30 protein-coding genes and 4 pseudogenes are annotated in these 26170 nt (G+C 46.3%); 5 read left to right on the top strand and 29 right to left on the bottom strand.

Going from position 1 to position 26170, the window contains the following annotated elements; genetic code table 11:
• Nucleotides 1-166: 166 nt before the first annotated feature.
• From AC0IYG_RS22135 to AC0IYG_RS22110, 6 genes and pseudogenes are all read right to left on the bottom strand, one after another.
• Nucleotides 167-460 (bottom strand): putative quinol monooxygenase, encoded by a 294-nt coding sequence (locus tag AC0IYG_RS22135; RefSeq protein ID WP_471713254.1) that lies wholly within the window; start codon nt 458-460, stop codon nt 167-169.
• A 334-nt stretch (nt 461-794) separates the two neighbouring features.
• Nucleotides 795-3471, bottom strand: a pseudogene (locus AC0IYG_RS22130) (excinuclease ABC subunit UvrA).
• A 183-nt stretch (nt 3472-3654) separates the two neighbouring features.
• Nucleotides 3655-4092, bottom strand: a pseudogene (locus AC0IYG_RS22125) (DUF5712 family protein); the annotation flags it as partial.
• Nucleotides 4093-4150: 58 nt separating this feature from the next.
• On the bottom strand, nt 4151-4306 hold the full coding sequence (locus AC0IYG_RS22120) for a DUF5712 family protein (RefSeq protein ID WP_471713263.1): 156 nt from the start codon (nt 4304-4306) through the stop codon (nt 4151-4153).
• A pseudogene (locus AC0IYG_RS22115) lies at nt 4281-4334 on the bottom strand (hypothetical protein); the annotation flags it as partial. The pseudogene AC0IYG_RS22115 and the gene AC0IYG_RS22120, both read right to left, overlap by 26 nt.
• A 154-nt stretch (nt 4335-4488) precedes the next feature.
• A complete protein-coding gene (locus tag AC0IYG_RS22110; RefSeq protein WP_471713252.1) occupies nt 4489-4626 on the bottom strand; it encodes a hypothetical protein in 138 nt (45 codons plus the stop codon).
• 273 nt (nt 4627-4899) lie between these two features.
• On the opposite strand from AC0IYG_RS22110, the pseudogene mscL reads away from it, so the two are divergent.
• From mscL to AC0IYG_RS22095, 3 genes and pseudogenes are all read left to right on the top strand, one after another.
• Nucleotides 4900-5250, top strand: a pseudogene (mscL, locus tag AC0IYG_RS22105) (large conductance mechanosensitive channel protein MscL).
• Between the two features lie 48 nt (nt 5251-5298).
• Entirely contained in the window at nt 5299-5481 is a 183-nt protein-coding gene (locus tag AC0IYG_RS22100; protein ID WP_471713251.1) for a YegP family protein, read from the top strand.
• Nucleotides 5423-5614, top strand: coding sequence for a YegP family protein (locus AC0IYG_RS22095; protein WP_471713250.1), 192 nt, complete (start codon nt 5423-5425; stop codon nt 5612-5614). Before AC0IYG_RS22100 ends, AC0IYG_RS22095 begins: the two co-directional genes overlap by 59 nt.
• 396 nt (nt 5615-6010) lie before the next feature.
• Here AC0IYG_RS22095 and AC0IYG_RS22090 read toward each other — a convergent pair whose 3' ends face one another.
• Genes AC0IYG_RS22090 through AC0IYG_RS22075 form a run of 4 tightly spaced genes read right to left on the bottom strand, consistent with a single transcriptional unit; the run spans nt 6011 to nt 7628 of the window.
• Entirely contained in the window at nt 6011-6421 is a 411-nt protein-coding gene (locus AC0IYG_RS22090) for a bleomycin resistance protein (protein WP_471713249.1), read from the bottom strand.
• 18 nt (nt 6422-6439) lie between these two features.
• The gene (locus AC0IYG_RS22085) at nt 6440-6649 is read right to left on the bottom strand and encodes a GDCCVxC domain-containing (seleno)protein (protein ID WP_471713248.1); all 210 of its coding nucleotides are present in this window, start codon (nt 6647-6649) and stop codon (nt 6440-6442) included.
• Nucleotides 6646-7245: a mercuric transport protein MerTP gene (merTP, locus tag AC0IYG_RS22080; protein WP_471713246.1), complete on the bottom strand. Its 600-nt coding sequence runs from the start codon at nt 7243-7245 to the stop codon at nt 6646-6648. Before merTP ends, AC0IYG_RS22085 begins: the two co-directional genes overlap by 4 nt.
• On the bottom strand, nt 7242-7628 hold the full coding sequence (locus AC0IYG_RS22075) for an ArsR/SmtB family transcription factor (protein ID WP_471713245.1): 387 nt from the start codon (nt 7626-7628) through the stop codon (nt 7242-7244). The genes merTP and AC0IYG_RS22075 overlap by 4 nt, the downstream gene beginning before the upstream one ends.
• Nucleotides 7629-7811: 183 nt before the next feature.
• Between AC0IYG_RS22075 and AC0IYG_RS22070 the strand changes: the two genes are divergently transcribed.
• Together AC0IYG_RS22070 and AC0IYG_RS22065 are read left to right on the top strand one after the other, a co-directional pair.
• Nucleotides 7812-8315, top strand: a complete 504-nt coding sequence (locus AC0IYG_RS22070; RefSeq protein ID WP_471713244.1) for a Tn3 family transposase — start codon at nt 7812-7814, stop codon at nt 8313-8315.
• Nucleotides 8316-8615: 300 nt separating this feature from the next.
• Complete coding sequence (locus tag AC0IYG_RS22065) at nt 8616-8900, top strand: hypothetical protein (RefSeq protein ID WP_471713243.1); 285 nt, start codon at nt 8616-8618, stop codon at nt 8898-8900.
• A gap of 260 nt (nt 8901-9160) precedes the next feature.
• Here AC0IYG_RS22065 and AC0IYG_RS22060 read toward each other — a convergent pair whose 3' ends face one another.
• The 19 genes from AC0IYG_RS22060 to AC0IYG_RS21970 all read right to left on the bottom strand — a co-directional run bounded on the left by AC0IYG_RS22060 (nt 9161) and on the right by AC0IYG_RS21970 (nt 26157).
• Nucleotides 9161-9745, bottom strand: coding sequence for a hypothetical protein (locus AC0IYG_RS22060; RefSeq protein WP_471713242.1), 585 nt, complete (start codon nt 9743-9745; stop codon nt 9161-9163).
• Nucleotides 9742-10677: a relaxase/mobilization nuclease domain-containing protein gene (locus AC0IYG_RS22055; protein WP_471713241.1), complete on the bottom strand. Its 936-nt coding sequence runs from the start codon at nt 10675-10677 to the stop codon at nt 9742-9744. The genes AC0IYG_RS22060 and AC0IYG_RS22055 overlap by 4 nt, the downstream gene beginning before the upstream one ends.
• The gene (locus AC0IYG_RS22050) at nt 10667-11044 is read right to left on the bottom strand and encodes a plasmid mobilization protein (RefSeq protein ID WP_471713240.1); all 378 of its coding nucleotides are present in this window, start codon (nt 11042-11044) and stop codon (nt 10667-10669) included. Before AC0IYG_RS22050 ends, AC0IYG_RS22055 begins: the two co-directional genes overlap by 11 nt.
• Before the next feature lie 123 nt (nt 11045-11167).
• Entirely contained in the window at nt 11168-12112 is a 945-nt protein-coding gene (locus AC0IYG_RS22045) for a toprim domain-containing protein (RefSeq protein ID WP_471713238.1), read from the bottom strand.
• Nucleotides 12113-12353: 241 nt separating this feature from the next.
• Complete coding sequence (locus tag AC0IYG_RS22040; RefSeq protein ID WP_471713236.1) at nt 12354-13583, bottom strand: primase-helicase family protein; 1230 nt, start codon at nt 13581-13583, stop codon at nt 12354-12356.
• 12 nt (nt 13584-13595) lie between these two features.
• The gene (locus tag AC0IYG_RS22035; protein WP_471713235.1) at nt 13596-13937 is read right to left on the bottom strand and encodes a helix-turn-helix domain-containing protein; all 342 of its coding nucleotides are present in this window, start codon (nt 13935-13937) and stop codon (nt 13596-13598) included.
• A 111-nt stretch (nt 13938-14048) separates the two neighbouring features.
• Nucleotides 14049-14843: a hypothetical protein gene (locus AC0IYG_RS22030; RefSeq protein ID WP_471713234.1), complete on the bottom strand. Its 795-nt coding sequence runs from the start codon at nt 14841-14843 to the stop codon at nt 14049-14051.
• A 230-nt stretch (nt 14844-15073) separates the two neighbouring features.
• Nucleotides 15074-16486, bottom strand: coding sequence for a tyrosine-type recombinase/integrase (locus tag AC0IYG_RS22025; RefSeq protein WP_471713232.1), 1413 nt, complete (start codon nt 16484-16486; stop codon nt 15074-15076).
• 410 nt (nt 16487-16896) lie between these two features.
• Nucleotides 16897-19149, bottom strand: coding sequence for a xanthine dehydrogenase family protein molybdopterin-binding subunit (locus AC0IYG_RS22020; protein WP_471713231.1), 2253 nt, complete (start codon nt 19147-19149; stop codon nt 16897-16899).
• A gap of 143 nt (nt 19150-19292) precedes the next feature.
• Nucleotides 19293-20306, bottom strand: coding sequence for an aldo/keto reductase (locus tag AC0IYG_RS22015; RefSeq protein WP_471713230.1), 1014 nt, complete (start codon nt 20304-20306; stop codon nt 19293-19295).
• A 41-nt stretch (nt 20307-20347) separates the two neighbouring features.
• Nucleotides 20348-20989 (bottom strand): hypothetical protein, encoded by a 642-nt coding sequence (locus tag AC0IYG_RS22010; protein WP_471713229.1) that lies wholly within the window; start codon nt 20987-20989, stop codon nt 20348-20350.
• Nucleotides 20990-21014: 25 nt separating this feature from the next.
• Nucleotides 21015-21494 carry a (2Fe-2S)-binding protein gene (locus tag AC0IYG_RS22005; RefSeq protein WP_471713228.1) on the bottom strand — a complete coding sequence of 160 codons (480 nt, stop codon included), beginning with the start codon at nt 21492-21494 and terminating at the stop codon, nt 21015-21017.
• A gap of 93 nt (nt 21495-21587) precedes the next feature.
• The gene (locus tag AC0IYG_RS22000) at nt 21588-22226 is read right to left on the bottom strand and encodes an alpha/beta hydrolase (protein ID WP_471713227.1); all 639 of its coding nucleotides are present in this window, start codon (nt 22224-22226) and stop codon (nt 21588-21590) included.
• The gene (locus AC0IYG_RS21995; protein WP_471713226.1) at nt 22123-22644 is read right to left on the bottom strand and encodes an alpha/beta hydrolase; all 522 of its coding nucleotides are present in this window, start codon (nt 22642-22644) and stop codon (nt 22123-22125) included. The genes AC0IYG_RS22000 and AC0IYG_RS21995 overlap by 104 nt, the downstream gene beginning before the upstream one ends.
• A gap of 1 nt (nt 22645) precedes the next feature.
• Nucleotides 22646-23410, bottom strand: a complete 765-nt coding sequence (locus tag AC0IYG_RS21990; RefSeq protein WP_471713225.1) for a carboxymuconolactone decarboxylase family protein — start codon at nt 23408-23410, stop codon at nt 22646-22648.
• A 10-nt stretch (nt 23411-23420) separates the two neighbouring features.
• A complete protein-coding gene (locus tag AC0IYG_RS21985) occupies nt 23421-24488 on the bottom strand; it encodes an alpha/beta hydrolase (RefSeq protein ID WP_471713224.1) in 1068 nt (355 codons plus the stop codon).
• Between the two features lie 44 nt (nt 24489-24532).
• Nucleotides 24533-25165 (bottom strand): flavodoxin, encoded by a 633-nt coding sequence (locus AC0IYG_RS21980; RefSeq protein ID WP_138484964.1) that lies wholly within the window; start codon nt 25163-25165, stop codon nt 24533-24535.
• Nucleotides 25166-25182: 17 nt separating this feature from the next.
• Nucleotides 25183-25653, bottom strand: coding sequence for a nuclear transport factor 2 family protein (locus tag AC0IYG_RS21975; RefSeq protein WP_471713223.1), 471 nt, complete (start codon nt 25651-25653; stop codon nt 25183-25185).
• Nucleotides 25654-25665: 12 nt separating this feature from the next.
• Entirely contained in the window at nt 25666-26157 is a 492-nt protein-coding gene (locus AC0IYG_RS21970) for a nuclear transport factor 2 family protein (RefSeq protein ID WP_471713222.1), read from the bottom strand.
• Nucleotides 26158-26170: the final 13 nt, after the last annotated feature.

The following is a 26170-nucleotide window of genomic DNA, read 5'->3' as shown; positions in this document are numbered from 1 at the left end:
CCCGAATAGATAGTTGCAACCAAATTGCTCTAAGATTGTGCATGGTTAATACGGTTTGGAACCCATATTAACTTACTGAATTTCAGTAAAATGCATAATCTTTTTTCTCTTCAAATTTCAACCGCACAACGGGTGACAATTATTATGAAGGGTAGTACTCAATGTTTTACTTGACTGCCAGTAAGTCGACCATTTCAAGGACCGGATCAACTGCAAGCAGGTCCGGCGCATTTGCCATCAATGCTTTGGCAATAGCGCCTCCCAAATGTGCCGCCCTGCCTTCCTGATTTTCGAATGTATCAAAGATCCCGAATGTGGAAGGGCCTATTTGTAGTGCAAACCAGTTGATAGTACCTATTTCCTCCATTGCCAAGGGCAAAGCACCTTTGAGAAAATCTGCGACGTCTTGCTCTTTACCTGGCTTAGCTTCGAGTCTGGCCAGAATTGCCAATTTTACCATAACTGTTTGATTAGTTTAAATGAAATAAAGTTAATGATAAAATCCGGATCATGGGGTGGCATTAAAGTTAATGCATTAATCTTTGGGATTATACTACTGGTATTTATTATTCTAATCCTTTAATTTTTTTTCGCTAAGACGTGGCAGGGCGAAATAGACGTATTGTCATTCTTTAAACTCCAACCCATTTAAACCATGCAAAGAAATCACTATTTGTGCTGCTCACTCCCTTGTGGCTGGCCTGCGATACTGATGCAGTTTACCTATCCTTTTGAGAAGTTCAATTCATAGCCGCCGGCTGGCATAACCGAAAATGGTCTGAGAGTTAATTTTCTTACATTCTGCGTTGCGCCGGTTCCAGTATGTTCGCCAGGAAAGATGCCGTACGGCTTGCCTTACAAGCTGCAATCACGGAGGGTTTGCCCGCCGCAACAATAGTGCCGCCAAGGTTTCTTCCAGCCCCCGGCCCAACGTCGATGACCCAGTTGCATCGCATTGGGCGACCGTGCGCATATCATGCTCGACGACAATAACGGTATTGCCTGCATCTACAAGGCGGTTAAGCTGAACAAGAAGACGGTCTACATCACGCGGATGCAGGCCTGTGGTCGGCTCGTCTAACACGTATATAGGCTTAAACCGCGCTGCGTACGTTGCAGCTCGGTCGAGAGCTTGATACGCTGGGCCTCACCGCCGGAAAGCTCGGTCGCGCTTTGTCCAAGTTTGAGATAACCTAGACCTATATCCCTGAGTGTTTCCAGGGACCGCAAGACTGGCGCTTCCCCGGCAAAAAATACGCAGGCCTCGTCAACGGTCATATCGAGTACATCCGCGATAGATTTGCCGTTCCAGTCAATTTCCAGTGTCTTGTCGTTGTAACGCGTGCCATGGCAGGTCTGACAGGGTGCATACACGCTCGGCATGAAAAGCAGCTCTACGCCGACTTGTCCCTCTCCCTCACAGGTCGGGCACCGCCCTTTGACGACGTTGAACGAAAAGCGCCCGGCATCGTAATGCCTCCTGCGTGCCTCTCGGCGTTGCGGCGAAAAGTTTTCTGACATGATCAAAGAGGCCTGTATAGGTTGCCAGGTTGGACCGGCCTGGGCGTTCGTCCGATTGGCTTTTGATCCACCTCGATAAGACGGTGTACCGCATCGACATCGCCCCGCAACCGGCCTATGGTTTTTTCGACCCTGCACATCCTCTGGATCGTCTTCGTATGCATCCCCCCGTCTGATGCCCAGGCGCTCTGCGACCAGATCAATCAGAGACTGGCTCACAAGGCTGGATTTTCCAGATCCGGAAACTCCTGTTACGGCGGTAAAGCAACCCAGGGGAAACTGATACATCAACGCCATTGAGATTGTTCCGGCGGGACCCCTTCCAGGCGCAAAAAGCCTTTCGGGGAACGGTTTGCCGCAGCGGGTTGTGCAGCCTGGTCAAAAGGCAGGGCCGGGGTGCGGGACTCGCTGACTTCCGAAAGGCCTTCAGGCGGCCCGCTGTACAGGATACGCCCCCCCGCGCTGCCAGCCTCAGGACCAACATCAATAAGCCAGTCAGCACGCCGCATCATCTCGGTATCGTGTTCGACCACAAAAACAGAGTTGCCCGACGCCTTGAGCCTGTCCAGCGCATCGAAGAGCGCGTGGCCGTCGGCCGGGTGCAACCCTGCCGTAGGCTCATCCAACACATAGATAACGCCGAAGAGCTGCGAGGAGAGCTGGGTCGCAAGACGCAGACGCTGGCAGTTCACCCGGGGAGCACGTAGGGGTACCGCGGTCAAGCGACAGGTAACCAAGGCCAAGATCGATGAGCGTTGTAAGGCGATCCAAAAGATCACCGCACAAGCGCTCTGCTGCGATGCGCTTTTCAAGCGAAAGATCATCCGTGCGGCGCACATCCGAGGCTGCCTTGTGCGCCGAGCCGCCTTCTGTCACACGTTTATCCAGCGCGGCTTTTGCGACTTCGCGGCTCACGAGCGATTCGGACGGGTTCGTATCTGCTGAAAGCTCTCCATCTGCAGCCGGCCTAACAACTTCTGCAAGCTGCTCAAGAGAGAGGTGCGAAAAATCCGCTATGTCATAGCCCGCGAAGGTAACCGAAAGCGCCTCGGGTTTTAAACGTTTGCCTCTACATACCGGGCACGGGCTGCTGATCATAAACTGCAGGACACGTTTGCGCATGGATGCGCTTTCGGTATTGGCAAGGGTATATTCCAGGTTCCGTTTGGCGCTACTAAACGTACCTTGATAGCTGGGTTCCATCTCTAGCCGCTGGGCCTTGCGTGTTTCGGCCGGGTAAGTCCAGCATAGACGGCCACTGTCGGCTGCTCGTCGGTAAACAGTATCCATTGCCGGTCCTTTTCAGGCAGGTCATTCCAGGGAATATCGACGTCATAGCCCAGCGATACCAAGATATCACGCAGGTTCTGACCGCCCCAAGCAGTAGGCCAGGCGGCGATAGCCCGCTCGCGAATGGTCAGCGATGGGTCTGGGACCATCGATTGCTCGGTCATAGTATGCACACGTCCCATGCCCTGGCAGCGGGGACAGGCCCCCTGCGGCGTGTTGAAGGAAAAATCCTCGGCATAGAGCATTGTCTGGCGTGCAGGATAACTACCAACGCGCGAATAGAGTATACGTACAAGACTTGAAATCGTAGTCAGGCTGCCTACTGTCGAACGTGCATTGGGTGTGCCGCGTTGCTGCTGAAGCTGCTACAGCGGGTGGCAGACCGTCAATCCTATCTACATCCGGTACTCCCACCTGATCGATCAAGCGTCTTGCATAAGGGGAAACCGATTCAAGATAACGTCGTTGGGCTTCGGCAAATAGCGTACCGAAAGCAAGCGAGGACTTGCCCGATCCGGAGACACCGCTGAAAACGACCAACTGGCCCCTTGGTATGGAAACGTCAATATTTTTTAGATTGTGTTCACGGGCACCCCGTACGTGTACATAGCCTGACGCTAGTTTATCATCCTGATCGTTGAAACTTGTTCTTCGGTTCATTCTAAAAAAGATTCTTTAAGCGTGTTCATCATTTGAGAAATCAGGATTATTGGATCTTGCCGGAGAAAAAGTTGTGATTAGTAATGTATCCTCTCCCAAATGCAATATCAATATTTTCACATACAACTACCCGTTGTGCGGTTGAAATTTGAAGAGGAAGTCAGCAGCACAGTTTAAGGTGCCTTATTTATTGTTTATTACGCTTTTTCTGAAGCCCAAACCTCTCCTTTTCTTCTGCTCCTGCTTAGTTTTGATTTCTGACTGCGCCAATTCTTTTTTTTCCCTTTTGTTCTGCACCAACGCCTGACTCTGCTCCTTAGCCTGTTTAGCCTGGTGGCTTCGCTCGGCGACAATCATATCAGCACGCTGTATCGCTGATCCGTTTAGCATCGCTTTGCGATATTGAAAGGTTTCGCAAAGCTCACGGCCATAAGAAAATGTCCGGTCAAAAGCTTGCTCACAACGTTCTGTAAAATCCATACGGTCAAACTGTCCGAACTTTTGACTATGCACAGAGTTACTACCTCGATGGTTAGTCATTGGGCTGATCAAACGGCCATTGTCTGCCGTCTTACGACTTACAATCAGCTGCGCATGCATCTGATCGCCCTCTTTTGCTTCCCCCGCGTCTGCGGATACCTTGTTTTACCTCTGGATCTTCGTGAGTGTAATACCGGTTTTATTCGATCTTGCCATAATATTTGATATCCTTATCAGACAGCCCTTTGTTAAAATTTTCTGCATATTCCTTCATCACCTCACGCGCAAAGGCTTTAAGCTTCTCCGGATCATTGCCTGATGGTGCCCTCGAGCTCCTTTCCGGAAGGGCTGATATTGATCAGATAAAATTTTGCTTCTGTCTTTTGAGGTTTTTCTTACAAATGGGCGGAAACATACGCCAAGGAACCGCAGCGCGGCCGCTACGTTTTTAGTTTACCGACATAATTATACACGGTTCCGCAAGCAATTCCGAGCCGCTTGGAAATCTTGTTCATCGAAAGCCCTTGTTTTTGTAGTTCAAAAATTTCCTGTTGCTGCTGGATAGGCAATGGAGGCCGTGAAATACGTTTCCCTTGTGCTCTTGCCCTGGCCATGCCTGACTTTGACCCTTTGGCTGATCAGCGAGCTTTCAAATTGAGCCAGGGAAGCCGTCACATGAAATATCAGCTCGCCGGTCGGCCGGACGTGAGTATAAATCGATACCCTATTTCTTGTGTTGACACAAGCGTGTGCTGTATTACGGCAATCGAATGCAAGAACTTATATATCAATGCACCCGTTTGGATGTCGAGTTGATCGGGTAGGATCGACAAAATATGTCAATGTCCCGGCTATCAAGGTTTATAGAGGGCCAAATCGAACAAAGTTCAGTTCGCTCAGATTCTCCATAGTTTTTTGTTTCCTTTTTAACCATTACCTACCTAAATTATGCTCAAAGAATTTAAGACTTTTATCGCGCAAGGGGTATGTTCTCGACCTAGCTGTCGGGGTAGTGATTGGCGCTGCATTCGGCAAAATTACAACTTCTCTGGTAGAAGATATCATCAATCCTATCCTCGGGGTAATCATTGGTGGTGTAGACTTCACACAACTCAAAATGGTTCTTAAAGACGCCGTGGGAGAAAACACTCTGAGGTGGCCATCAAATACGGCAATTTTATTCAGGTGCTAATTCAGTTTTTGATCATTGCCTGGGTGATATTTATGATTGTCAAGGCTGCAAACCGGCTAAAACTTTCGTCAAAAAAAGGATTAGGTAGTTCTGTTCTGATGAAATAATATCTCTCAAAATAAACTATTATTTACCCCAATTTTCTATGAGCAAATTTGTTATCATTCTCCGAAAGAATCGGCGAGTTTCAATTTGATTTGAAGGCAAATAACGGTCAAACCATTTTAACCAGTGAGGGTTACAAAAGCAAAGACGGCTTGCTTGAATGGCATAGAGTCAGTGAAGACAAACTCATCGCAGGACAATCGTTACGACAAGAAGACCTCTTCGAATGGTAAATATTATTTCAATCTCAAAGCTGCAAACGGCCAAGTAATTGGAAGCAGCGAAATGTATGAAAGCCTTTCGGGAATGAGCAATGGGATTGACTCTGTAAAGAAAAATGCACCAACAGCGACTTATAGAGGATAGTAGCGAATTATAACATCTTATTTCACTGGCAATGACAGTTAGAGGGGACTTCATTTACTGGGAGTTCCCTCGGCTACCAGATTGACGAAAATGACTTGGAGTTTATTCTCCTGCCCATTTTGCACATATCAACCGGCTGGGGAAATACTCCTTTAATGCTGACCCGGATCTTGGAGGCAAGGGTTTGCGGCCATTGAGAAAGCCAAAACTAAACAGTTAGTTGCTTAACGTGTATTTCAGCCCATTTGTAAGAAAAACCTCATCTATACCCCTCCAACTTTGCTACACAAAACCCGTGGCGCTTTTTGTACTATCTTTTAATTCAACCCGACCCATCAAAATCAAAAGATACAGTTTGATCCCGTTACTTTAAGCTCAATGTTGGCCTGGGCTTTTCTAAATCTCCTCATAAAAAGTCAACAGATTACGATGGAGGTCAAGTGCCGGAAATTCCCGGTCTCCCCATGGTTGCCCTTCCACAACAGTTTCGGCGTCATATATAACGCCTTGCTTTTTATATTCTTCATACAACTCATCAATACCTTGGACTTCAATCCGGCAACTGGCCGTGCCTGCCAGAAAGCTCTCGGCCCCACTGCAAATTGGATCTGCAACCAAGGCTAAGCCCTTGTTCTTCCAGCTCTCATCCGAAGATGCCCATAAATGAATCTCAATTTCATCGCGGACTACCTTGGCAAAGCCGTCGTCATAATATGGTGCCGTGAAACCCAATTTTTCAGAATAAAACTTTACGGACTCTTCAATATTTTGAACAGGAAGGGCCGGAATTGTTTTCATCATTTTCATGGCATTGATATTATATTGTTAGGCACAGCATGACTTGTTCATTTGTATCGGTGGGCACTTCACCGTTCCATAGGTGCAAAATACACAGCAATCACCCGCAGCTGGCCTTAGCAATGTCTTGCAATTTGTGCACTCGTAAAAGTACATACATGCATTAACCGGCATCGTTTCAGCATATTTGGTATTGCAGTGCAAACAGGAAATTACAGATTCTAATATTACATTCATAACTGCCTAGTTTGTTTCAACGACTTTATATCCGGTAGCATCTCGACTGCCTTTTTAATTGCTGCCAGTGATGTTTTTGTACTGTCGTACTTAACGGTTGCATTGCCGTTTTTGTACGACACCTGAACCTGCTGTATGCCTTTTAATTTATTGACTTCCTGTGTGACATGATGTTCACACCCTTCACAGGTCATCCCTTTAATTTTTATAATGGCTGTTTGCCCTTTCTTGGAAATGGGTTGTTTTACTTCCTGTTTCTGATGATAGACTAGTCCAGAATAACTCGGGAAAGTAATGAGTAATACTGCTGCAAGGGTTACCATGCTTAAAAACTTTTTGGTTTGCATAAATGGTTTGTTTTCAGGTTCGCAATTACATGAGGCTTCGGAAACTGGTTTTAACTGCTGATACCAGGCAAAACCTAAAATCAATACAGTACCAACAATAAAATAAGGACGTGCAGGCACAATCCAATCAAAAGTTGTTGCCAGGCCGCTTGTCCCGGCCACCAGGGCCAGTAACGGTGTGATACAACAAACAGAACTTGCCAATGCAGTAAGAATACCGGCATTAGCGGTAACTTTGGGTGCTTTCATACTGCTATACTTTCTTGATTGGGAATAAGCATAAATAATTGGTTGATTACATCTGCTTGATCAGGTATGATCGAATAAAAGATGGTTTGTCCGGATTTTCGGGTACGTACTAAGCTGGCATCCTTTAATTTACGAAGATGCTGAGAAACAGCCGGAACTGTCATCTGCAAAATATCGCTTAAATCGCAAGGACAAAGCTCATTCTGCTGCTGGATAAGATAAAGTATTTTTAGGCGGGCATCATTACCAGCAAGTGCATAGACCTGAGATAATCGGGTAAAAGCGTCTTCATTTTCAAATAATATTTCCTTACATACCTGGATCTGCACCTGATCAGCGAACAAACGGATACAGCCATTGGCTTGATCTAATTCTTTTTCCATATCTGCCTACGATTTTAGACAAATATAATCATATTTAAGTATTTGCTTAAATATGATTTCCTGAAATATTGAAGATCACAAAAATCGGCTGACACTCGTAGATAATAACGGATTGACTGGAAAGCTCAGATGTTAAATGGCAGCGGTATTAATCTATAAACTATTAACTTAGTTTCTTAGCGTATGATTTCGTCCATTTGTAACGAAAACCTTATTAGGAGACTGAATTCCTATTCCAGGCAGCACCCACTTTATAAAGCGCTTAAAGAACTTGGCAGGATTTACAAAACCCTTTATATACTTCAGTATATGGATCAGCCGGCTGTCCGTAAATCCGTTGAAAGGGTTTTGAGCAAAGTTGAGAACAGTAATAAGTTCGCCAAAGCGATATCCCACGGCAACAATCAACAGCTGATCGGGGCCACATACCGCGAACAGCTTACGGCAGAAGGCTGCAAAAGGTTGATCGCCAATTCAATTAACTGTTGGAACCTGCTTCACTTATCAGGAAGTCTGGCAGAATGTAAGAAACCGGCAGACCGGGAAGTATTATTAAAAAACATACTGGCCACATCTACCCACAGCTGGGAACATATCAATATGCTTGGAGAATATGACTTTTCAGAAAAAGTAGATTTTCAAGCCTTCAATCTTGATGAAATCTTCAAAGATGGCGCTGAGATTTGAATACAGCTGATCTACTCCCCGTTAATTTTGCTACGCGAAACCCGCGGTACTTTTGGTTCTAACTTTTAATTTAACCCAACAGGCTCTTTGAATTCAAGCTCAGGGATCCGGGCAGCTTAAATAAAGCGACCATTTACGATTGCCTCATTAAGGCTTACCTGGCCTTGCCTGAAAGACAAATGTAATGTTGCTGAGAGCAATGTATGCTCGGCTCAATATTATAGTTAATTTGACCGGCAGAATCTACAGCTCTATAAAAGTCGAGCAGTATGAAGCCCTCAAAGCTAACGTTCCCAGACCATGCAATACAAACCATTGACCCAGCTCAGAAATGATGAAAGTGCCTGTAAGGCCATCTTCGAACTTGTAACAGCAGGGTGCGGGCCCACAGAGTTTGGCTACGTGGAAGACTCCGAGCTCGGATATTTAACCTTATGGGAAAAATATGGAAGCGGCACTACGCGCCATATTCACATATCCAATGATGGCTCCATAGAACACTATTTCGGTGATGAGCTTGAACCTGTCGGCAATGTTTTCAAGCTTGTTGATCAAATCAGGATGCTAGGTTATTCTGCTTTATGATGAGTTACCTAAATCAGAAGGCATCAGTAATGTTTTGGGATAGACCTCTTCTTATCTTCTTTCGATACTTCCCTTAACTGGATTCGGAAACGTAGGATTCCCGCAATCAGTTTAGCTGCGGATTGGATCTTTGATGTCGTATTTCCGACAACCAATTTCAGTAGCATATGGCATGTTGTATAATTAACAATATGTTAAGGCAATTAGGAGTCTGGATGATTATGGACTGTTTTTACTATTCACCAACCCCCAACAGAAGCTCATTGTCTTTTATGCTTTTTAAGTAACTCACTCGCTTCTCTCGTTTCATTTTGCTTGTTTTTCAAAAGCTCTTCTACCTCTTTTAGAGACAGATCACGAGCCTCTCGCTTTTGCGTTTCAAGTTCTGCTCGTTCGGGGTCTTCATAGTAAATACTATCAACTCTCGCTGTAAGCGCCGGACTAAGCTGCCTAGCAATGCGGAATTTGAGATCTCTTTCTTGCAGTCTGCTGCTTTCCTTGTAATTGCTAATGGCCACTCCGACGCTTATAGCCGTTGAGAGCAATAGCACTGCTGCCGAGATAATGAAGCCTTTCGATTGAAGGTCGAAGTGATGGTGATGCCTGACTTCCGACGCCCTTTGGATTCTTACAATTTCTTCTTTTATCTGGGAAAACCAGGTATCCAATTGTTTAGCCGAAGCATCTTGTTTTAAATCCTTTTTTAGCTCAACGAGCGTATCTGCAAGCGTCTTCTCTTGAGTCTCAGTTGCCGTTTGGATCAGGTTTTCAATCGAAGCGTTTTTCCTGATCACAAGTGAAAGCACTTCTTCAATCGATTCGAGTTGTTCTTCTATCTTTGTCATAAGCTTTGTCCTAAGTATTTTTTACGTTTTTTCTTTTTTGATGGGTTCGAACCTTGCTGGTTAAATTGCTGGACAGGTCGCAGCAAGTCATCCAGTATTCGATCGTCGGGGATCTGCTGTGAGAGGGTTGCGAGCCGAAAAGTTTCTTGCGGGCGGACGGGTTGATATTTTGGCTGCATCCGAAACGGCTGCGCTATCGCCAGTTTCTGATTGTGCCGGATCATTGCATTCAGCTTGCCAAAGCTTAAACTCCGATCGATCTTCGATCCTTTGAATTGCAGATCGCCTTTGGCAAAGCTGACGCCTTGGATCTCACTAGTGCCAGATTTATACTTGAAAATGGTCTCGATGCCTTGCCTTTCCAACCTGGCGCGCAGTTCATTCCAGCTTGCAGCGGTTGCGCTTGCTGATTTGATAGCATCATACAATTCATATCTTACTTTGTCGGCACCTTTCAGCTGCTGCCGGTTGACCTGCTGTTTGCCCTTACCCAAATGATATCCGTATCTGAGCGTGATCTCTTTGCAGACTTGATGGTTTCGCTCTTTCTGAAACCGGTCTGAGATGGCCTTGCCTTCATTGCTAACCCGGTTATAAATAATGTGCAGATGTGGATGATTTTTATCCCGGTGCTCGACCAGGATAAACTGGGTACCGGTGATCTTCATCTTTTCCATATAGTCTAATGCACGTTGCTTCATAATCTCAGGCGAAAGCCGGGCTGCATCTTCCTTGCTCCAACTCAGCGAGATATGCCCGACTGCCTTTGTCAAGTCAGGGTTTAATTTCCTTTGCATATTAAAATCATCGATCATGGAGCGCACTTGATCTGTTCTCACGCCTTCGGCTAGCAACAGGCTCGCTTCCTGCTTTTCCATCGCATAGCGGATCACACCGCCGAAGCTGCTGCCAATCGTCACCTTACCGATCATCGCCGCCAAGCTTTTTCAGGATTCCATCGATTTGCAAAAGCAGTTCTTTGCAGGATTGCCGGATGAATGTTAATCCTTCCTTATGGGCAAGGTGCGTCAGCTGATTAAGGTTGTTGGCCATGCCTGTTAGTGTCCTGAAATGTCTGAGGTCATCAGGTTTTAATCTGGCCAAAACTTTTGCTTTTTTGGCAGCGCGCCTAAACCAGGCGCTTGGTTTCATCCCGGCATCCTTGGCCTTTTCTTCGATCAGAAAACGCTCGTTTTCCGTCAGCCTGACCATGAGCTGAGTTTCCCTTTTTACTTTTTTGCGTGGCCTGCCACCTTTGGGATTGTAGGGCTTTGGGTCTTTGATTTCTGTCTTTTCCATCTCACATTCCATTATCTGTATTAACCCTTTTGCGACCAACGGGAGAAAAAGGCAAGTTTGAGTCACGCGGGAGCGGGGTGGGTTTTTGCGAAGCGAAAACACAAACTTGCTCTCTGATGACTTTTACAAATGCAGCCCGCCAGACTTTTTAATAGCCTGCTTCTTTTTCATCTCTTTTTGGCTTGATTTCTCACTGACTAAATAGTCATTGACATCCTTGTACTGCCTGTAAATGATTGAGGCGTCAACTGTTTTAAGCCCTGCCGACTCGTATTTTTCCTGCGTCTTTCTACCAGCATTGTCATGGTCCAAATAGAGAAAAATGCTGCGATACTTCCCTAGAATATCAAGGCTTCTGTCTGCCATTCCCACCGAGTTGAGCACTAGAAAATCACTGCGGATCGGATGGATGTTTTTTTGCAGGGTGAGCAACGAAAGAAAATCCATGAACCCTTCCACGACGCAAATGGACTTTGCTCCGTTTTCAATGTGGGTAATATCCTTGGGAGAAGTTGATCCTTTGAAGTAAGCATTTCTAAGCTCATAACCGCCGGACCTGTTTGCAAATCCTGCCGCGAAGTACTGTTTGTCTTCCAGCTGATAATACACTTCCTTACAATAGGGCTTTGCCACGTCGATCGGAATAGCCCGGCTTTCCAGATAGCTGGTTATTGCCGGGTTGTTTCCCAGGGGCTTCACCTCGTTGATAGTGATAGCAGCAGCAGTAACTGGTTTTTCGGTAACGCTCTGTAATATAGGTTTAGCCGACAACGCGGGATTAGGCATTTGCTGTTCAAAGAGAAAAAGATTATTCAATTTTTCTACCAGGCTAGTGGCATCCTGATTCGGATACACCTTCTCAGCCAGGTCAAACAACTTTCCGCCTTGCATTAGCCCGTAGTCATACCACCTGTTAATGGCTGTATTCACCTTAAATGACGGCGAATGCTCAGGCTCACGGATAGGCGATACGTACCAATGACTTTCACCTCTTTTATAGCTAGGCTGGATACCGATTTTACTCAGAAAATCAGTAATCGGCACTTGATTTAATTGCTTGATATTCATGATTTTATCTTTTGGTTAGCAGATACCTGTTTTAAGCAGGCTGGTAGATGCCATTTTTATGATGAGATGATGAGAAATGGATATAAATAATTGATAATGATATTAGTTACAGGCTCATCATGCCCTCATCAAGCATATTCACCTTGATGAGTTTTCTCATCGTGCTCATCAAACCTCATCATAGAACAAGATACTTTGATGAGCATGTTACGTGCTGACAATTAGCTGGTTAGGTAGCATTTTATGGCTCCTCATCAAACTTTTGGCTAATCCAGTCCATTGAAACACAGTAATACCTGCCGGTTGAATGCACGGCGGCAAGGTCATTGCAGCTGTTGTACAAATAGGTCTGGTAGTTTAAACTGTTGGCTACCGGCTTCAATCCCCAATCGTTTTGCAGGACACTAGAAACCTGCTGGCGGGTAAGCCTTGGCATATTCTGCTTCAACAGTTCGAGCATGTCCTTATTGGTGAATTCGAGCTTATTGATACCGGTATTCTCAAAGATCTCGCGAAGGATAAAGAGCATTTCCGTTTCCAACCGGTTGCGGTTGTTGCGGATGACGCGCAGCAATGCTTCGGTACGTATCTGCCTTTCAGAAAACCACATCCTGGTTTGTGCTAGGGGAACTGAGAGGTTTCGCGAGATGAGAAAATGCAGAAATGCTGGAAGCTCGCTTGCCATTAAATCCAGAAGATGGATGTTCTCTGAGGGTAGCACCGGCACTTTGCGTACCCAATACCGGGTTTCGGCCGGGTCAATGACAATGAAGTTTTCTTCGTTATTCGAGCACAGGACAAACTTGCCAAAGAACTCGGTTTCTTTTCGGTCCTTGCCTTTGGCTTCGACCTTCGAATTCCGCGCAGTGCTCAGGTTCTTGATCTTCTCTGAATCCTCCCGTCGATCGAGCAGCACTTCATCGACGGCAATGATCAACGTATCCATCCAGTCGGAATTGAACTGCGATCGAAAATCACTGTTGCCGTTAAAAGTCATGTTCTTTCCAAAGATCATTTTTAGAAAGTTCAGAAAAGTTGTCTTGCCCGTTTTGCGTTTTTTAGAGACCAGGCAAAGGACCGGAAGCTTCTGCGTTGGTCTTTGGTAAAGAAGACTCAGATAATCCAGACCAAGCTCAAACTGCTCCCCGAAAATGTGGCGTATAAACCCGAGTGTAACAGACGTGTCACCTGGCTCGGGCCTCGCTTCCAGCCGGTGGTAGAGATTGTAAAAATTTCCGACAATCTCTTTGTAATCCAGATGGTCCGGCACGCAGCAAAAACCATCGAACTTTCTGATCTTCTTGATCTGGCTTGGTTCAAGATCCTGCCTGAGCATCTCAGCTGACCAGGGGATCCACATTTCCATAAATTCCTTGCTGACCGTCGGCTGCATACACTTTTTGTAATAGCCGGTCTGCACCCGTATATAGCTGCCTGGCAGGTTCAACGGATAATTATTGGCTGACATCATTCAGGAATTATCTTAGCGAAGTCTTCTTTTGCGTGTGCCCACCAAGGAGGGGAGTTGCTCCCGCAGTTCGGTCATTGTTTGCTTCTTACCGGATTTGATCCATTCTTCCAGCTCGGATTTATAGAAGTAAAGCCTTTTGCCCTTCTTGCTGACAGGAATCTCACGGTGGCAGACTTTGCCATAAAGAGTCTGCACTGAAAGATTAAGAAACTCAGCCGCTTGGGATATAGTCATCAGTTCGATGGCCTGCGGAACGGGCTGCCTGGATTCTAAAAGAAGATCTTGGAGGTTGTCAAGCTTTTGGTGAAGCTCGGAAACTGCGCGGGGCAGTTGGTCAAATGAGTATTGCTCCATAACATTGCATTGTTTTGTTTGATACCGCAATGTTATGTGCTTGGTTTGGTGGGTTACAAGGAGGAAGCAGTGTTACCCTACATTTGACTACCGATATTTTTTGATTTTTATTTAGTTGTCGCGTCCTTTTTTGCTTCTGCCAACAGCAGCCAAGGAAAAACCATCGGGGCTGGTATGAATGACATCAAGAATTGGTGACTTACAAATTTTGGTATCCGAAGAAATGATACCATTCAGATATCCAGTTGTGAACGGCTTAGCCTGGGCATTTGAAACGTATTGAAAATGCGTAATGATCCAGCTTTCAAGCTCCGCCTTACTGCAAGAAACGATCATATTGGCTTCGATCAACTGCTTAAATGCATCAGCAAGCTGATTGCCATTGCTATTAAAAAGTAGTTTCTGTCTGGGTGCAATGTTATTGGTCAAAAGCGACAACAATGGCTGCCGGTCTTTTTCTTCGAAATACTCTCTGAAAATGATGAAAAATTGATCGGCTATGCCTTCAATAAATACAGGATAGCGGCGGATTCGAATTGGCGTTTGTTGGTCAACAGTTGCCTTTTCAATCCCGTGATTTTGATCTCCTGTTTTTTCGAGTGCAGTGACTTCTGCTATAAAACCCGCCAAGCTTTCTTCTCTTTCCCGGATTGAATCACAAAGGTCTTCCACAAATTCTGGCCTGACGATCGCCTCAGTTTTATTAGGCTCTAAAAGATCGGTGTAAAAGATTTCGGCAAATTCAATTACAAGCAAAAAATTGTCCTGCAAGTTTTCTCCTGTTCGCAGGGTGATGACGGAAGTAATTTTCCCAAAACCTGTTGAATAGGGATAAAACCTTCTTTGCCTGATCCAAATATGCTTTTCGCCTCTCAGGATCTGCGCCAATGATGTCGATGACAGCAAGGTCCTTTAAGATTTGCAACCGCTTTGCAAACTGCAATGAGAAATGTGGGGTCTGGTGGGTGATGTCAAAGCCAGCTTTAAAAACCGGGCCGAGTTCCGCAGGTTCACGCTTGTCCCTGATTTCAGATAAGCGCAGGTCAAATTTTTGTAAGAAGGTGAAATATTCCTTGAAATGCTCCATGCTTAATAAATCTAGTACTGACTATCAAACGACGCTTAGAGTTCAAAAACTACAACAGCGCGCTGAGATATTTCTTTGTTTTTTCATCGTCAAAACTGCCTAAATAGCTTTCTGTAGTCGAAATCGAGGTGTGACCAAGCGACTGGCTAATAAATGCCAAGGGGGCTTCGGACTGTAGAAGGATCGTGGCAAAGGAATGCCTGGCGCTGTACGTATTAACATCGCTTTCGATTTCAAGTTTTTTGGCAATACCTCTCATATATTGATTGGTGATCTTAATGACCTGACTAATGATGATCCGCTCTCTTAAAACCGGCATATCGTTTTCAAGGAATGGGAAAATATGTTTTTTGGGCTGTCGGTCTTTACCTGCCCACCTTTCTATGATTGCCAGCGTTTCAGGGAACAGCGCAACCTTAATACGGGTTTGGTTGCTCTTTCTGCTCCTGGCTGTCTTCTGCCTAACAAAGGTCAACTTGTCAGACTGAATATCCTCCCATTTCAAACGGCAGATATCGTTGATATTCATACCATTGCACAAATAGGAAAATACCCAGAGATCTCGGCTTCGATGCTCCATGCCAGGTGCACACTGGTAGTCCATGATCTTCAACACCTCGGCTTTCGTCAGGGCTTTTTTGGTATTGGTCCCTGCCGGAATAGTGTAACGATTTTTGGAGAATGGATACAAATCCCGGTTAACGATGCCCTTTTCAATAGCATCATTAAACACTGATCGAATGTGACGGCCGTAAATACCTACTGTTGTAAGTGATGCGCCAGTTGCTTTTCCTTTTTTGCTTTTTGCAGCTTTGCCGTGTCTGAGCATCCATCTTTCATATAGGGCGAGCATCTGCGGTGTCAGGTGTTCAAATTTTATGACGAGATCCTCAGCTGCAACAGCTTTTCCTTTGGGCGCTATGTAGTTTAGGTTTTCATACCGCTGCTCAACAGTCAGCGAGCTTACAAAACGGCTCAGGGAAGCAGCAGCTGAAAGATAACTGGTTGCATTACCGATCCTGCCTTGCTGCGACATGGACTCGGCTTTTGATTTGAGTGCAGCAATAACGTTATTCTCGTCCTTACGGTTTTCTAAGAAATTCCTGTGCTGGCCGTACATGCTTATCTCGTGTGCAAACAACTCAAAGCTAAAATCGCCTTGAAGCTTCGATATAATTGTCTTAGCCCGGGACAGGTAACTTTCTACTTCCTTTCCGGTCTGATCTTCTTCAAAGTAATTCCCGTAAAACATATTCCATAACTTCCGGCGATAGTCATTCTTGACTTGTCCCGGGATTCCATTCTTGTGTTTTTTTAGGAATGTCCAATCCTCATCTTGCACTTTGATCCCAGTGGTAAAAAGTCGTTGTTTCCCCTCGAAGGAAACCAACCATTTTACAATACCTGCACCTTCTATTGAAGAACGTTTATCAAGGAATAAATTGACTGTTATAGTACCCATGATTTCTTGTCATTTGGTAGTGGTTGCAATAAACTTGCAATACAAATTTAAAAAACATCCACAAATAACAAAAAATATAAACGATCAAAAAAATATCAAACTTTTGTTTTACAGGTAGTTATAAAAATAACAAAAAATAAAATAACAATAAAAAATGCTATTTTTACATGACTTGTAATCAGTAGGTCGTTGGTTCGATCCCGACTGGGGGCTCTTGAAAATCAGGCACTTACAAGGTAAAACTTGTAAGTGCTTTTTTATTTGCAAACAATTTGCAAACATTTGGGTGTGCAATATGAACGGATCAGAAATCCACGAAAGCGCTGATTTTAAATTAACGAAAGAAAAGACCCACGAAGCGATAAGCTTGTGGGTCGAGTCAAAGTGATTATCTCATATCTTCTGATGCTTTAAATAACTTTTTCCGTTTCGTCCTTGAAAGGTTGGTTATAATAACGCTTGCCTTTCATCTTATATAAAGCATTCGCCACGGCCCCAAAGACCGGTGGAAATGGAGGTTCCCCCAATCCTGTTGGATCCAGTTCGTTTTGCACGAAATGGACTTGAATGCTTTTGGGCACTTCGTTTATCCGGATCATCCGGTAATTGTGAAAGTTGCTTTGCTGGGCGGCACCGTCTTTATGGGTCAACTGGCCATAAAAAGCGTTACCGATCCCATCCACGACCGCTCCTTGCACCATGTTGGTGGCTGCATCAGGATTAATGACAATCCCGCAGTCCATTGCACTGAACACGCGCTCGACATAAGGCTGACCATCGCGCGTTACCATATCCACCACATGCGCCGCATAAGAATTGTGACAAAAATAAGCGGCCACACCCCGGTTGTATTTTTCATTTCCCGGCTTATTCCAATTTGATTTATCACGCACCAGTTCCAGTACACCTGCGTAACGGTCTGCATCATATTCGTTGTTTTTGCCTACCGGCTTTTCCTTTGCCCTTTTCAAAAGTTCCAGCCTGAATGCGATCGGATCTTTGCCAGCTGCTTCTGCTACTTCATCTAGAAACGATTGTTCGGCAGCTGCGTTGAAATTGGACCGGGGAGCCCGGAAAGCACCTATGGTAATGTTTGAGGCGATCTGCCAGCCTTCGGCCAGGTAGTTGTCAACAGCCCCGGCCGGAAAACGGTTTGCATGTATTGGATGCTCGGGAATGCCGCCTCCTTTCACATGAAAAGCAATCAGGTTTTTATTGCCGTCCAAAGCAGCGCGGTAAGTGGCTGTGTACATCGGGCGGTAAATACCGTAGGTCATGTCGTCCTCCCTTGTGTACATGAGCTTCACCGGTGCTTTGACTTTCTTGGAAATCAGCGCAGCTTCGTAGAGATAATGCCCGTAAGCCCGGCGTCCGAAGCCGCCGCCCATGCGCGTCATTTGGATCTCAATCTTGTCGGCAGGCAGGTTCAGTAGCTTTGCAAGTGTAGGCTCAGACCAACCTGGGGCTTGCAAGGGCCCCGCTACCAACGCCTTTTCATCTGTCACATGGGCAAAGAAATTCATTGGCTCCATACAATTATGGGCTAAAAAGGGCCCGTTGTATGTACGCTCGATCACCTGGGCTGCATTCTTGAAAGCAGCTTCCGGATCACCATCTCGTCTCAATTCCTGGGCCGGCTTGGCAGCATATTCCTGCATTTGCTGCATTTGCGTAGTTGTACTTTCAAGGGCTCCCGGAACGGTAACTTCCCTTTTTCCGCCCCTTCCACCCATTGTGTCTTTCACATCATCAGCTGCTTCCCAGTTGGCGACCAGCTTTTTACGCGCACTGATCACTTCCCAGGTGCTACTTCCGACAATAACCAGCAGGTCATTAAATGTGCGCGTATCAAAACCTCCTTGTTCAAAATCGTCCCCGTATAATTTCAGCGTGAAAACATCTTTAATACCCGGCATTTTCAATGTTTCGGCGGCATCGAAAGATTTCAGCTTCATTCCAAAAGCAGGCGGGTGCTGGATCATGGCGATCAGCATTCCGTCAACACTATAATCCAACCCAAAAAGCGGCTGGCCGGAAGTGATCTTCGTTATTTCTACGTTCTTTTTGGACTTGCTGACAATGGTAAAATCCTTTGGTGCTTTCAGCTTCAAATCTTTTGGTACAGGCACGCTGGCTGCTTTGCTGGCCATATCTCCATACTTGGCCGATTTCCCGCTCGAATGCGACAAGACACCTGCCTTGGTGCTCACTTCGCTGGCTGGCACATTCCAGGTTTGGCCGGCAGCTTCTCGCAGCATCTGCCTGGCAGCTGCCCCGGCCTCACGAAGGGGTTTCCAGTACATGCGCACAGAATTGCTTCCGCCTGTGAACTGTGCCCCGAGTTTGGCCGGATCGTGTGGCCCCATTTCGACGCTCACGTTTTTCCAATCCACATCCAGTTCTTCGGCCAGCATCATCGGCAGGGAAGTCATTACATTCTGACCAAATTCAGGGTTGGGACAAATGAGCTTCACCTTGTTATCAGGTAAGATATGAATGTAACCATTCAGGGTTGCCCACTGCTCAGGCAAGCCCAGCGCCTGGGTCTCATCAGCAGATTTGAAGCTGGATAACCAGCTCACGGTAAGCATCATTCCGCCACCAGACAGGATTGAAGCTTTTAGGAAAGAGCGTCTGTTCAAGGCTGTTTTATCTTTGTCCATATTCGGATATCTTTAAATAGTTAACTAAGAATCTTTTTTGCTTCAATCTCTAACTGGCCAAGTGCATGTATTTCTATCTTTTCGGGCTAATCCTGTAAGGACAGACTTTCATCAGCAATAGCAAATAAAGCAGCGTCCACGGGCTATTTTCCAACCCGGTTCTGCAACGCTTCGGGATAACGCGCCCCTTCAATTTTAATTTCCGAAGCTGCACTTTCAATTTCAGCCCGGTCCTGCTCGCTAAGTTGAACAGCTGCCCCGCCCAAGTTCTCTTCCAATCTATGCAGCTTTGTTGTCCCCGGAATAGGCACAATCCAGGGCTTTTGCGCGAGCAACCAGGCCAATGCAATTTGTGCGGCGGTGGCAGGCATTCCTGTGGCAGGCAATCCTGTTCCACCTTTCTGCTTTGCAATACGATTAAGCAAATCCACCATCGCCTGGTTTGCTTTACGTGCTTCTGTGGTAAACCGGGGTACGATATTTCTGAAATCGCTTTTGTCAAAGGTTGTGTTCTCGTCGATCTTGCCGGTCAAAAACCCTTTGCCAAGCGGGCTGAATGGTACAAAGCCGATCCCGAGCTCTTCCAAGGCCGGTAGGATCTCATGCTCAGGATCCCGAAACCAGAGTGAATATTCACTTTGAAGCGCGGCGACGGGCTGCACGGCATGTGCCCGGCGAATGGTCTGCACACCTGCTTCTGAAAGGCCGAAGTGTTTGACTTTTCCAGCCTGGATCAGCTCTTTTACCGCTCCGGCCACATCTTCAATTGGCACCTGGGGATCGACCCGGTGTTGATACAGCAGATCGATGCGGTCTGTTCTAAGGCGTTTGAGTGACGCTTCAACAAATGCCCGTATATTTTCAGGCTTGCTGTTGAGCCCGCCTTTCGAGTCGCCATCTTCAAAACCAAATTTTGTCGCAATCACTACTTGATCCCGAAAAGGTTCAAGTGCTTCTCCCAGCAGCTCTTCATTGGTAAATGGCCCGTAAGCTTCGGCAGTGTCAAAGAAAGTTACCCCACGTTCGAATGCAGCCCTGATCAGTGCAATGCCCTCATTTTTATCTGTCGCCGGGCCGTAGCCGAAGCTCAGTCCCATGCAACCCAGGCCAAGTGCTGACACTTCAAGCCCGCTTTTTCCTAATTGTCTTTTTTCCATTGTGTTCCTACTTTTTCGTTGATGATCCTGAATTGAAAGCCTTACTTCTTGGGGGCGTAAGCGCCGCTTTGAAGCCAGGTAATCCAGGCTTTTTTGAATTCTGCATGTGTTACCGGTGGCAATGTCCTTCCTTCTCCCGGATCCCAGCCTGCCAGCACAAGCCCATCATCGGCGTGCTCGATCAGCTTTTTAATATCCTTATTGCCGTTTTGCTTTTTGTCAACCAGCTGTTTAGCTAGCTCATGCGCACTTTTTCCTTGAAAAACCATTTTCATGGCAGCAGGCGGCAAATGCCATTCAGGGTTGCCGGGCGGCATATGAAGGCCAGCTATGTTGGTTTCCTGATGGCAATTAGAACATTTCATGGCATAGACGCCCTTGCCATCCAAGCCACGTTTGGGTCCCATCGCATGCAAATGGCTGTCATCACCTTGCAATGGCACATCACCAGCCGGATGGCAGTTCATACAGCGCGGGCTCATCAGCGTTTTATAAACAATCTCAAAAGCTTGTACGGATTCTACGCTATCACGGTTAATGGTGCTGAATGTAATCTGTTTTACCGGCGCATCATTTCGGAATGCAGATGCCCCGACGGCGACGATAAAAATGAATAATGACAGCACGGTAGCGGCCTTTTTTGGAACAAATAGTTTCATTCCATTTTCTGGTTTTTGCTTCATAAGGTGAGTTTGAAAATGGATGTTGTTAACCCCTCGTACCTGTTTTTTTCTGCAACTCGGCAGCCGTGTGGATCGCCTCGCGAATCCGCAGGTAGGTGCCACAGCGGCAAATATTGCCCGCCATCGCATCATCAATATCCTGGTCGGTCGGATTGGGCTTTTCGCGCAGCAGCACCGCAGCCGACATAATCTGCCCTGAATGACAATAACCGCATTGCGGCACGTCAATTTCCTGCCAGGCTTTCTGGACAGGGTGAGAATTTGTTTCAGACAACCCCTCGATCGTTACTACCTTTTTCCCAGCCGCACGGCTCACTTTGGTCACACAAGAGCGTACTGCTTCGCCATCTAAATGCACCACGCAAGCCCCACACTGCGCGACCCCACAACCATACTTAGTCCCTTTTAGACCAGCCAGATCACGGATCGCCCACAAGAGCGGCATTTGTGGATCAGCTTCCAAAGGGTAATCCTTTTTGTTGATATTCAATGTGATTTTGGCCATGGTGAAAAGGTTTAATTGATGGTGAGATTAGGCTTATATTTTTAGAAAAAAAAGCAGTTACAGCTGGTAACAACTACAATCCAAATATTTGACTTACAGAAACTTTGTATAGAACTCAGCGAGCTTGTCAACAGCCTGATCTACATACTCTGGCTTCCAATAGGTCTGGATGTGTGTTGCCCCATCGATAACAAACAGCTCCTTGCTTTTTGAATTAGTAGCTTTGGGGAATGCTTCATCGGTCATGTATTTTGTGTCCGCTTTGCTTCCAGCCATCATGAGTAAGGGCTGATCAATTAAATCCATGTTCTCGGTAGCGTCCCAGGTCATCAAATCCAGTAAGTTGCTCATAGGGTACAGAAAAGTGGAGTTGGGATGTGCATGCGTTCTATAATAGTAAATGTACCCTTCGCGATATAGATCTGTGGAAACCTTGGCAATTTCTTCATCAGTGATGCTTGCCACTCCGGCGTAAATAATTTTGCCATCTGCGGCCTGCTGCGCGCGGGCATCGGAAGCCTGTTTTAAACGCTGTGAAATGGTTGCCAGGCCTGAATTCTGAAAGCCGTTGCGCCGGACTTCGCCCGAGTTAAACATGCTCAGGGTTGCAACCGCTTTTAGTCTTTTGTCAGATTGGGCAGCTTTTAACGTATATCCACCACCGCCACAAATCCCCAAAGCGCCAACACGGTTCACATCCACTCCCTTGTAGCGGGTGATAAAGTCGGCCATCCCACGAATGTCTTCGGTCCGAAAGGCAGGTTTTATCGGTGTGACGGGGCTTGCCGGCACTAGCTCCCTGGTAGGCTGCATCCGCAACAATGGTGATGTATCCTGCCCCTGCCAGCCGCTGCGCATACAGCCCGGCTGTCTGTTCTTTAATACCGCCATTGGGATGGGCAATTACTAATGCTGGATATTTTTTTGCAGGGTCATAATTCGTTGGCGTATATACGTTGGCGGCAATATCAATCCCATTCAACTTATATTTTACGGGGTGGATGTTGACTTTGCCTGCTATGTTTTCTGAAATAGCACCATCATAAACCAACGTAAACGGGTTTTTAGCTGTTGTAGCCTGAGCGTTTGCTACCTGCACTTCTGACATCGATGCTAACAGGCTCATTGTTGCGATTGCTATATTTTTCATTCTATTTATTACTACTTAATACTTCGTTTAAAACTGTATTTGCCACTGCCGTTTTCTGCTTGCCGATTGTTGGGGCTATGACAGTGACAAACTCTTTTAATTGGGCAGGCGACCAACCTGTACGTAGTGAAATGCTCAAATGGCTTTTCAGCATCGGCTCTGCCTGGCCAATGGCGCTGATTACCGAAATGGTCACCAGTTCCCTTTGGCCGTAAGTCAGCACATCTCTTTCAAAGATGTCTGCAAACAAATGTTCCTTTAAGAATGTGTCTATGGCCGGCGCAAATGCCCCATAGCCTGAAGGCTGCTCGGGCTGCGGCGTGCCCGTCAGCTCTCCTAATATTTTTTTGCCGCGCTCATATTTGTTGCTATCAGCTGGGACAACAGATGCTTCTTTTCCCATGTTGTCATGGATGCCCCTGACTTTCCTTTCTTCAATGACCTGCATGAATGTTTGCAGGCCGCGGATGCTCCGTGGAAAACCACAATAGGCATAGGTGTGCACCAGGACTTCTTTAATCTCATTGACACTCAAACCTGCATCAAGGCCCACGCCAAGCTGTTTTTTTAGCTCCGGGATCTCACCTTGTGCTGTCAGGGAAGAAATAATAATGATACTCTTTGCTTTGGGGTCTAACCCTTCTTTTGAGCTGGCCACGTTCTGTGCCTTTATACTGTTAACAGTCATTAAAACCACCGCTAACACCTTTATAAAGGCAGCTGGTTTTAATCTGCTCGTTCTCAATTTGATTTTGCTTAAATCCATAGTCTGATGATTACTTGTCCAGGCCTTTTTCTTTTAACCATTTCTCCAACACGCCTGCAACTTGCTCACTGTTTAAATCCGACATCAGAAAATGGGTATTGCCTTTAATACCTATCTCTGGCAAATGGACAATAGTAGCATCACCCCCGTGGCTGTTTACCACTTTTGCCCACTCGCGCGCCGTGGCCAAGACATTTCTCCAAAAATTTAATGAAGCTGCTTTCGTTTCGTCTTTCGGGATAAAATCACCGAAATAAACCACGATGGGTATCCTGGTCAGCTTCTTAAACTCGTCAAGCGGGACTCCTTTACCGCCACGGTTGCCTTCGGGTTCCTGGCCTTCGGGAAAAGTAAACCCGCCCGGCTCATAGGCCACGACGGCTTTAACATGCTGGTTTTTAATAGCCGTCTTCCATCCGGGCGAACCACCGGCCGAATGGGTAAACAAGATCCCGTCACCAGATTTATCCATCACTGCCGACATCGCATTTACAATCGTTGCTTCATCGACACTGCCCGTGTTGGGCGTCATCATCCGGAAAAAATTATTGAGCGATACGCTGTCTTTGGGAAACTGCACACCCTCATTAAAATCTGGATACAAGCCGATCCGGAACTGGGTGAACCAGGTCTGGTCATCTGGTGTGGCCGTGATCTGCCCCGGCTTTGAAGTTTGCCCTGCGTGGCCACGCCCGGGTTGGTCTACCAGATACACACCATAGCCTTTTCTTAGAAAGATATTGGCAAAGCCTTCCCTTCCATCGGCCGTGGTTTGCCAGCTGCGGCGCGATTGCCCGTAGCCATGCAGAAAAACCATAGAAAGTCGCTTTGCCTTTGGCGGGATCTGGTAAAACACATCGGCATGGTACCCGTGGCGGGTTTGTCCGCCCTGCGCTACATTCCAGGGTTTGAGCGCGTCGAACGTGCCTTCACTTTTGGTTACGCTGCCACCAGCAGAAAAAGCGCCCTGCTCCTGGATGATTAAAGGTTTCTGACTTTTAGTTTTCTGTGCCTGGCCTTGCAAGCTAACTATGGAGCATACCACACATACAAGGCTTAGTATTGCTTTATTTCTCATATCTATTGCATTTAGTCTGCGACGCTTGAATCAAATTGTTCGCATTAAATTATTTTAAGCTTTTCGAGCCATTGCTTGATCTCATCCTGGGTCTGGCGCGCTTTCTCATCCTTGATCATCAGCAGCTGCCCGTCCCTTTCAAGACCGCCCCGGGTCGAATAACCTTCCAGTATTTTACTGTTCGGGCATAGCTGCCTGACTGTTTCGAACGTGCTGCCAATGCCGTAGCCACCGTTCGTATTGAAGGGAATGATGGTCTTACCGCTCAAATCGTATTGTTTTAAAAAACTTTGCATCGGCGGTGGGAGCTGCATCCCCCAGGTTGGGAAGCCAACAAAGACCACATCGTACTGGGCGATACTATCAATTTTAGTTTTCAAAGGCGGCAGATATCCCGACTGGTTTTCACTGGCTACCTGCGCGACAGTTGCCTGGTAATTCTCAGGATAGGGCTTTTCCAGCTCAATCGCTACCAGTCTCCCACCTACGTTCTTCTGGATCATTTCCGCAACCGCCTTGGTATTCTTCGTGCGGGATAAATAGACGATCAGGATCTTGCCAGCTGCCACATCAGGGCCCGTTTCAGCATCGATCCGCTCAGTTTGAGTAGAAGAGCAAGCCGAAACCAAAAACAAAAAAGCCAGCAGCAGGTGTGCTAACGGAGCGGTTAGTTTCATGTTTTCTGATCTGTTTATTATCCTCCCACCTTGGTAAATGAGAGTGATCCCAGTTTCCAACCTTCTTTTTGCTGCACATACACTTCCGTCACTTCAAACTCGTTGGTAACCTCCCGGCCGCCAACGACCGCTAACAGTGTAATCCTGTTTAAAAGGATAGCCGTTGATCCAATGATGTTAACAGATACTTTATGGATATCTGCCTTTTTGTGATGAATACCCCCGGACTTGATGATATTGACTTCCTGCTGTTTGCCCCATGATCCTCCCATGTGAACAAAGACAGCCTTTTCATCAAACAGCGCCGCAAGCGAGTCTGCATTCTTGTCTGCCATCCATTGCCATTTCGTTTTAGAAAGTGCAATGATTTTCTGCTCGGCGCTATTTTCAGCTTGCGCGAATGCTACCTGAGATCCTAGGATCAAGCCCGCTGCAAGCATCAGGCAGGTAAAATTTCTGGCGATTGTTCTATCTACGTTTGATTTCATTGTATCCCACGTTTAATGTTTAATGACATGCGTATCGCGCACGCTGCTGAATGTAAGCGCCAACAGTTTCCAGTCACTGGCCTGTTTTGTATAAACCTCTGTAACAGTAAACTCTGTATTGGCTTCATTGCCCCTTACCATCGCTGAAAGCATAATCCGGCTCCAAATGATTGCCGTGTTACCCACAATCTCGACAGCAACATCTTTGACGTCTGCGTTTTTATACCAGATGCTTCCGGTCTTGATGATTTCGAGCTCTTCGTCTTTTTTCCAGGTACCGCTCATATGGACAAATTTTGCTTTGTCATCAAAGAGTTTGGCCAGCTCGTCCACGTTCTTATCAGCCATCCATTGCCACTTCTTTTTTGAAAGATCAATGATCTGCTGCTCCTGGCCAGCTGCGCCTTGTGCCAGTGATGATTGAGTACCTGCCAGCACGGAGCATAGCCCCAGAAACGTAGCTGCCAAAATAGATTTGAAAAATGATTGAGAATGCAATTGCATGAGTAATAAGTTG

The sequence above is a fragment of the Dyadobacter sp. AC419 genome (assembly GCF_979253085.1).
Note: the sequence above shows the minus strand (reverse complement) of the source record. Positions and strands in the feature narration are given on the sequence as shown.

Excerpts from the sequence above, each read along its gene's own strand:
- AC0IYG_RS22055 (WP_471713241.1), bottom strand. The coding sequence starts at position 10,677 with ATGATCGGTAAGGTGACGATTGGCAGCAGCTTCGGCGGTGTGATCCGC.
- AC0IYG_RS22090 (WP_471713249.1), bottom strand. The coding sequence starts at position 6,421 with ATGAAAATGATGAAAACAATTCCGGCCCTTCCTGTTCAAAATATTGAA.
- AC0IYG_RS22045 (WP_471713238.1), bottom strand. The coding sequence starts at position 12,112 with ATGAATATCAAGCAATTAAATCAAGTGCCGATTACTGATTTTCTGAGT.
- AC0IYG_RS21985 (WP_471713224.1), bottom strand. The coding sequence starts at position 24,488 with ATGAGAAATAAAGCAATACTAAGCCTTGTATGTGTGGTATGCTCCATA.
- AC0IYG_RS22040 (WP_471713236.1), bottom strand. The coding sequence starts at position 13,583 with ATGATGTCAGCCAATAATTATCCGTTGAACCTGCCAGGCAGCTATATA.
- AC0IYG_RS22085 (WP_471713248.1), bottom strand. The coding sequence starts at position 6,649 with ATGAATGTAATATTAGAATCTGTAATTTCCTGTTTGCACTGCAATACC.
- AC0IYG_RS22005 (WP_471713228.1), bottom strand. The coding sequence starts at position 21,494 with ATGGCCAAAATCACATTGAATATCAACAAAAAGGATTACCCTTTGGAA.
- AC0IYG_RS22020 (WP_471713231.1), bottom strand. The coding sequence starts at position 19,149 with ATGGACAAAGATAAAACAGCCTTGAACAGACGCTCTTTCCTAAAAGCT.
- AC0IYG_RS22050 (WP_471713240.1), bottom strand. The coding sequence starts at position 11,044 with ATGGAAAAGACAGAAATCAAAGACCCAAAGCCCTACAATCCCAAAGGT.
- AC0IYG_RS21995 (WP_471713226.1), bottom strand. The coding sequence starts at position 22,644 with ATGAAAAATATAGCAATCGCAACAATGAGCCTGTTAGCATCGATGTCA.
- AC0IYG_RS21980 (WP_138484964.1), bottom strand. The coding sequence starts at position 25,165 with ATGAAACTAACCGCTCCGTTAGCACACCTGCTGCTGGCTTTTTTGTTT.
- AC0IYG_RS21975 (WP_471713223.1), bottom strand. The coding sequence starts at position 25,653 with ATGAAATCAAACGTAGATAGAACAATCGCCAGAAATTTTACCTGCCTG.
- AC0IYG_RS22075 (WP_471713245.1), bottom strand. The coding sequence starts at position 7,628 with ATGGAAAAAGAATTAGATCAAGCCAATGGCTGTATCCGTTTGTTCGCT.
- AC0IYG_RS22070 (WP_471713244.1), top strand. The coding sequence starts at position 7,812 with ATGATTTCGTCCATTTGTAACGAAAACCTTATTAGGAGACTGAATTCC.
- AC0IYG_RS22010 (WP_471713229.1), bottom strand. The coding sequence starts at position 20,989 with ATGAAGCAAAAACCAGAAAATGGAATGAAACTATTTGTTCCAAAAAAG.
- AC0IYG_RS21990 (WP_471713225.1), bottom strand. The coding sequence starts at position 23,410 with ATGGATTTAAGCAAAATCAAATTGAGAACGAGCAGATTAAAACCAGCT.
- AC0IYG_RS22065 (WP_471713243.1), top strand. The coding sequence starts at position 8,616 with ATGCAATACAAACCATTGACCCAGCTCAGAAATGATGAAAGTGCCTGT.
- AC0IYG_RS22035 (WP_471713235.1), bottom strand. The coding sequence starts at position 13,937 with ATGGAGCAATACTCATTTGACCAACTGCCCCGCGCAGTTTCCGAGCTT.
- AC0IYG_RS22135 (WP_471713254.1), bottom strand. The coding sequence starts at position 460 with ATGGTAAAATTGGCAATTCTGGCCAGACTCGAAGCTAAGCCAGGTAAA.
- merTP (WP_471713246.1), bottom strand. The coding sequence starts at position 7,245 with ATGAAAGCACCCAAAGTTACCGCTAATGCCGGTATTCTTACTGCATTG.
- AC0IYG_RS22060 (WP_471713242.1), bottom strand. The coding sequence starts at position 9,745 with ATGACAAAGATAGAAGAACAACTCGAATCGATTGAAGAAGTGCTTTCA.
- AC0IYG_RS22000 (WP_471713227.1), bottom strand. The coding sequence starts at position 22,226 with ATGGCCGACTTTATCACCCGCTACAAGGGAGTGGATGTGAACCGTGTT.
- AC0IYG_RS22025 (WP_471713232.1), bottom strand. The coding sequence starts at position 16,486 with ATGGGTACTATAACAGTCAATTTATTCCTTGATAAACGTTCTTCAATA.
- AC0IYG_RS21970 (WP_471713222.1), bottom strand. The coding sequence starts at position 26,157 with ATGCAATTGCATTCTCAATCATTTTTCAAATCTATTTTGGCAGCTACG.
- AC0IYG_RS22015 (WP_471713230.1), bottom strand. The coding sequence starts at position 20,306 with ATGGAAAAAAGACAATTAGGAAAAAGCGGGCTTGAAGTGTCAGCACTT.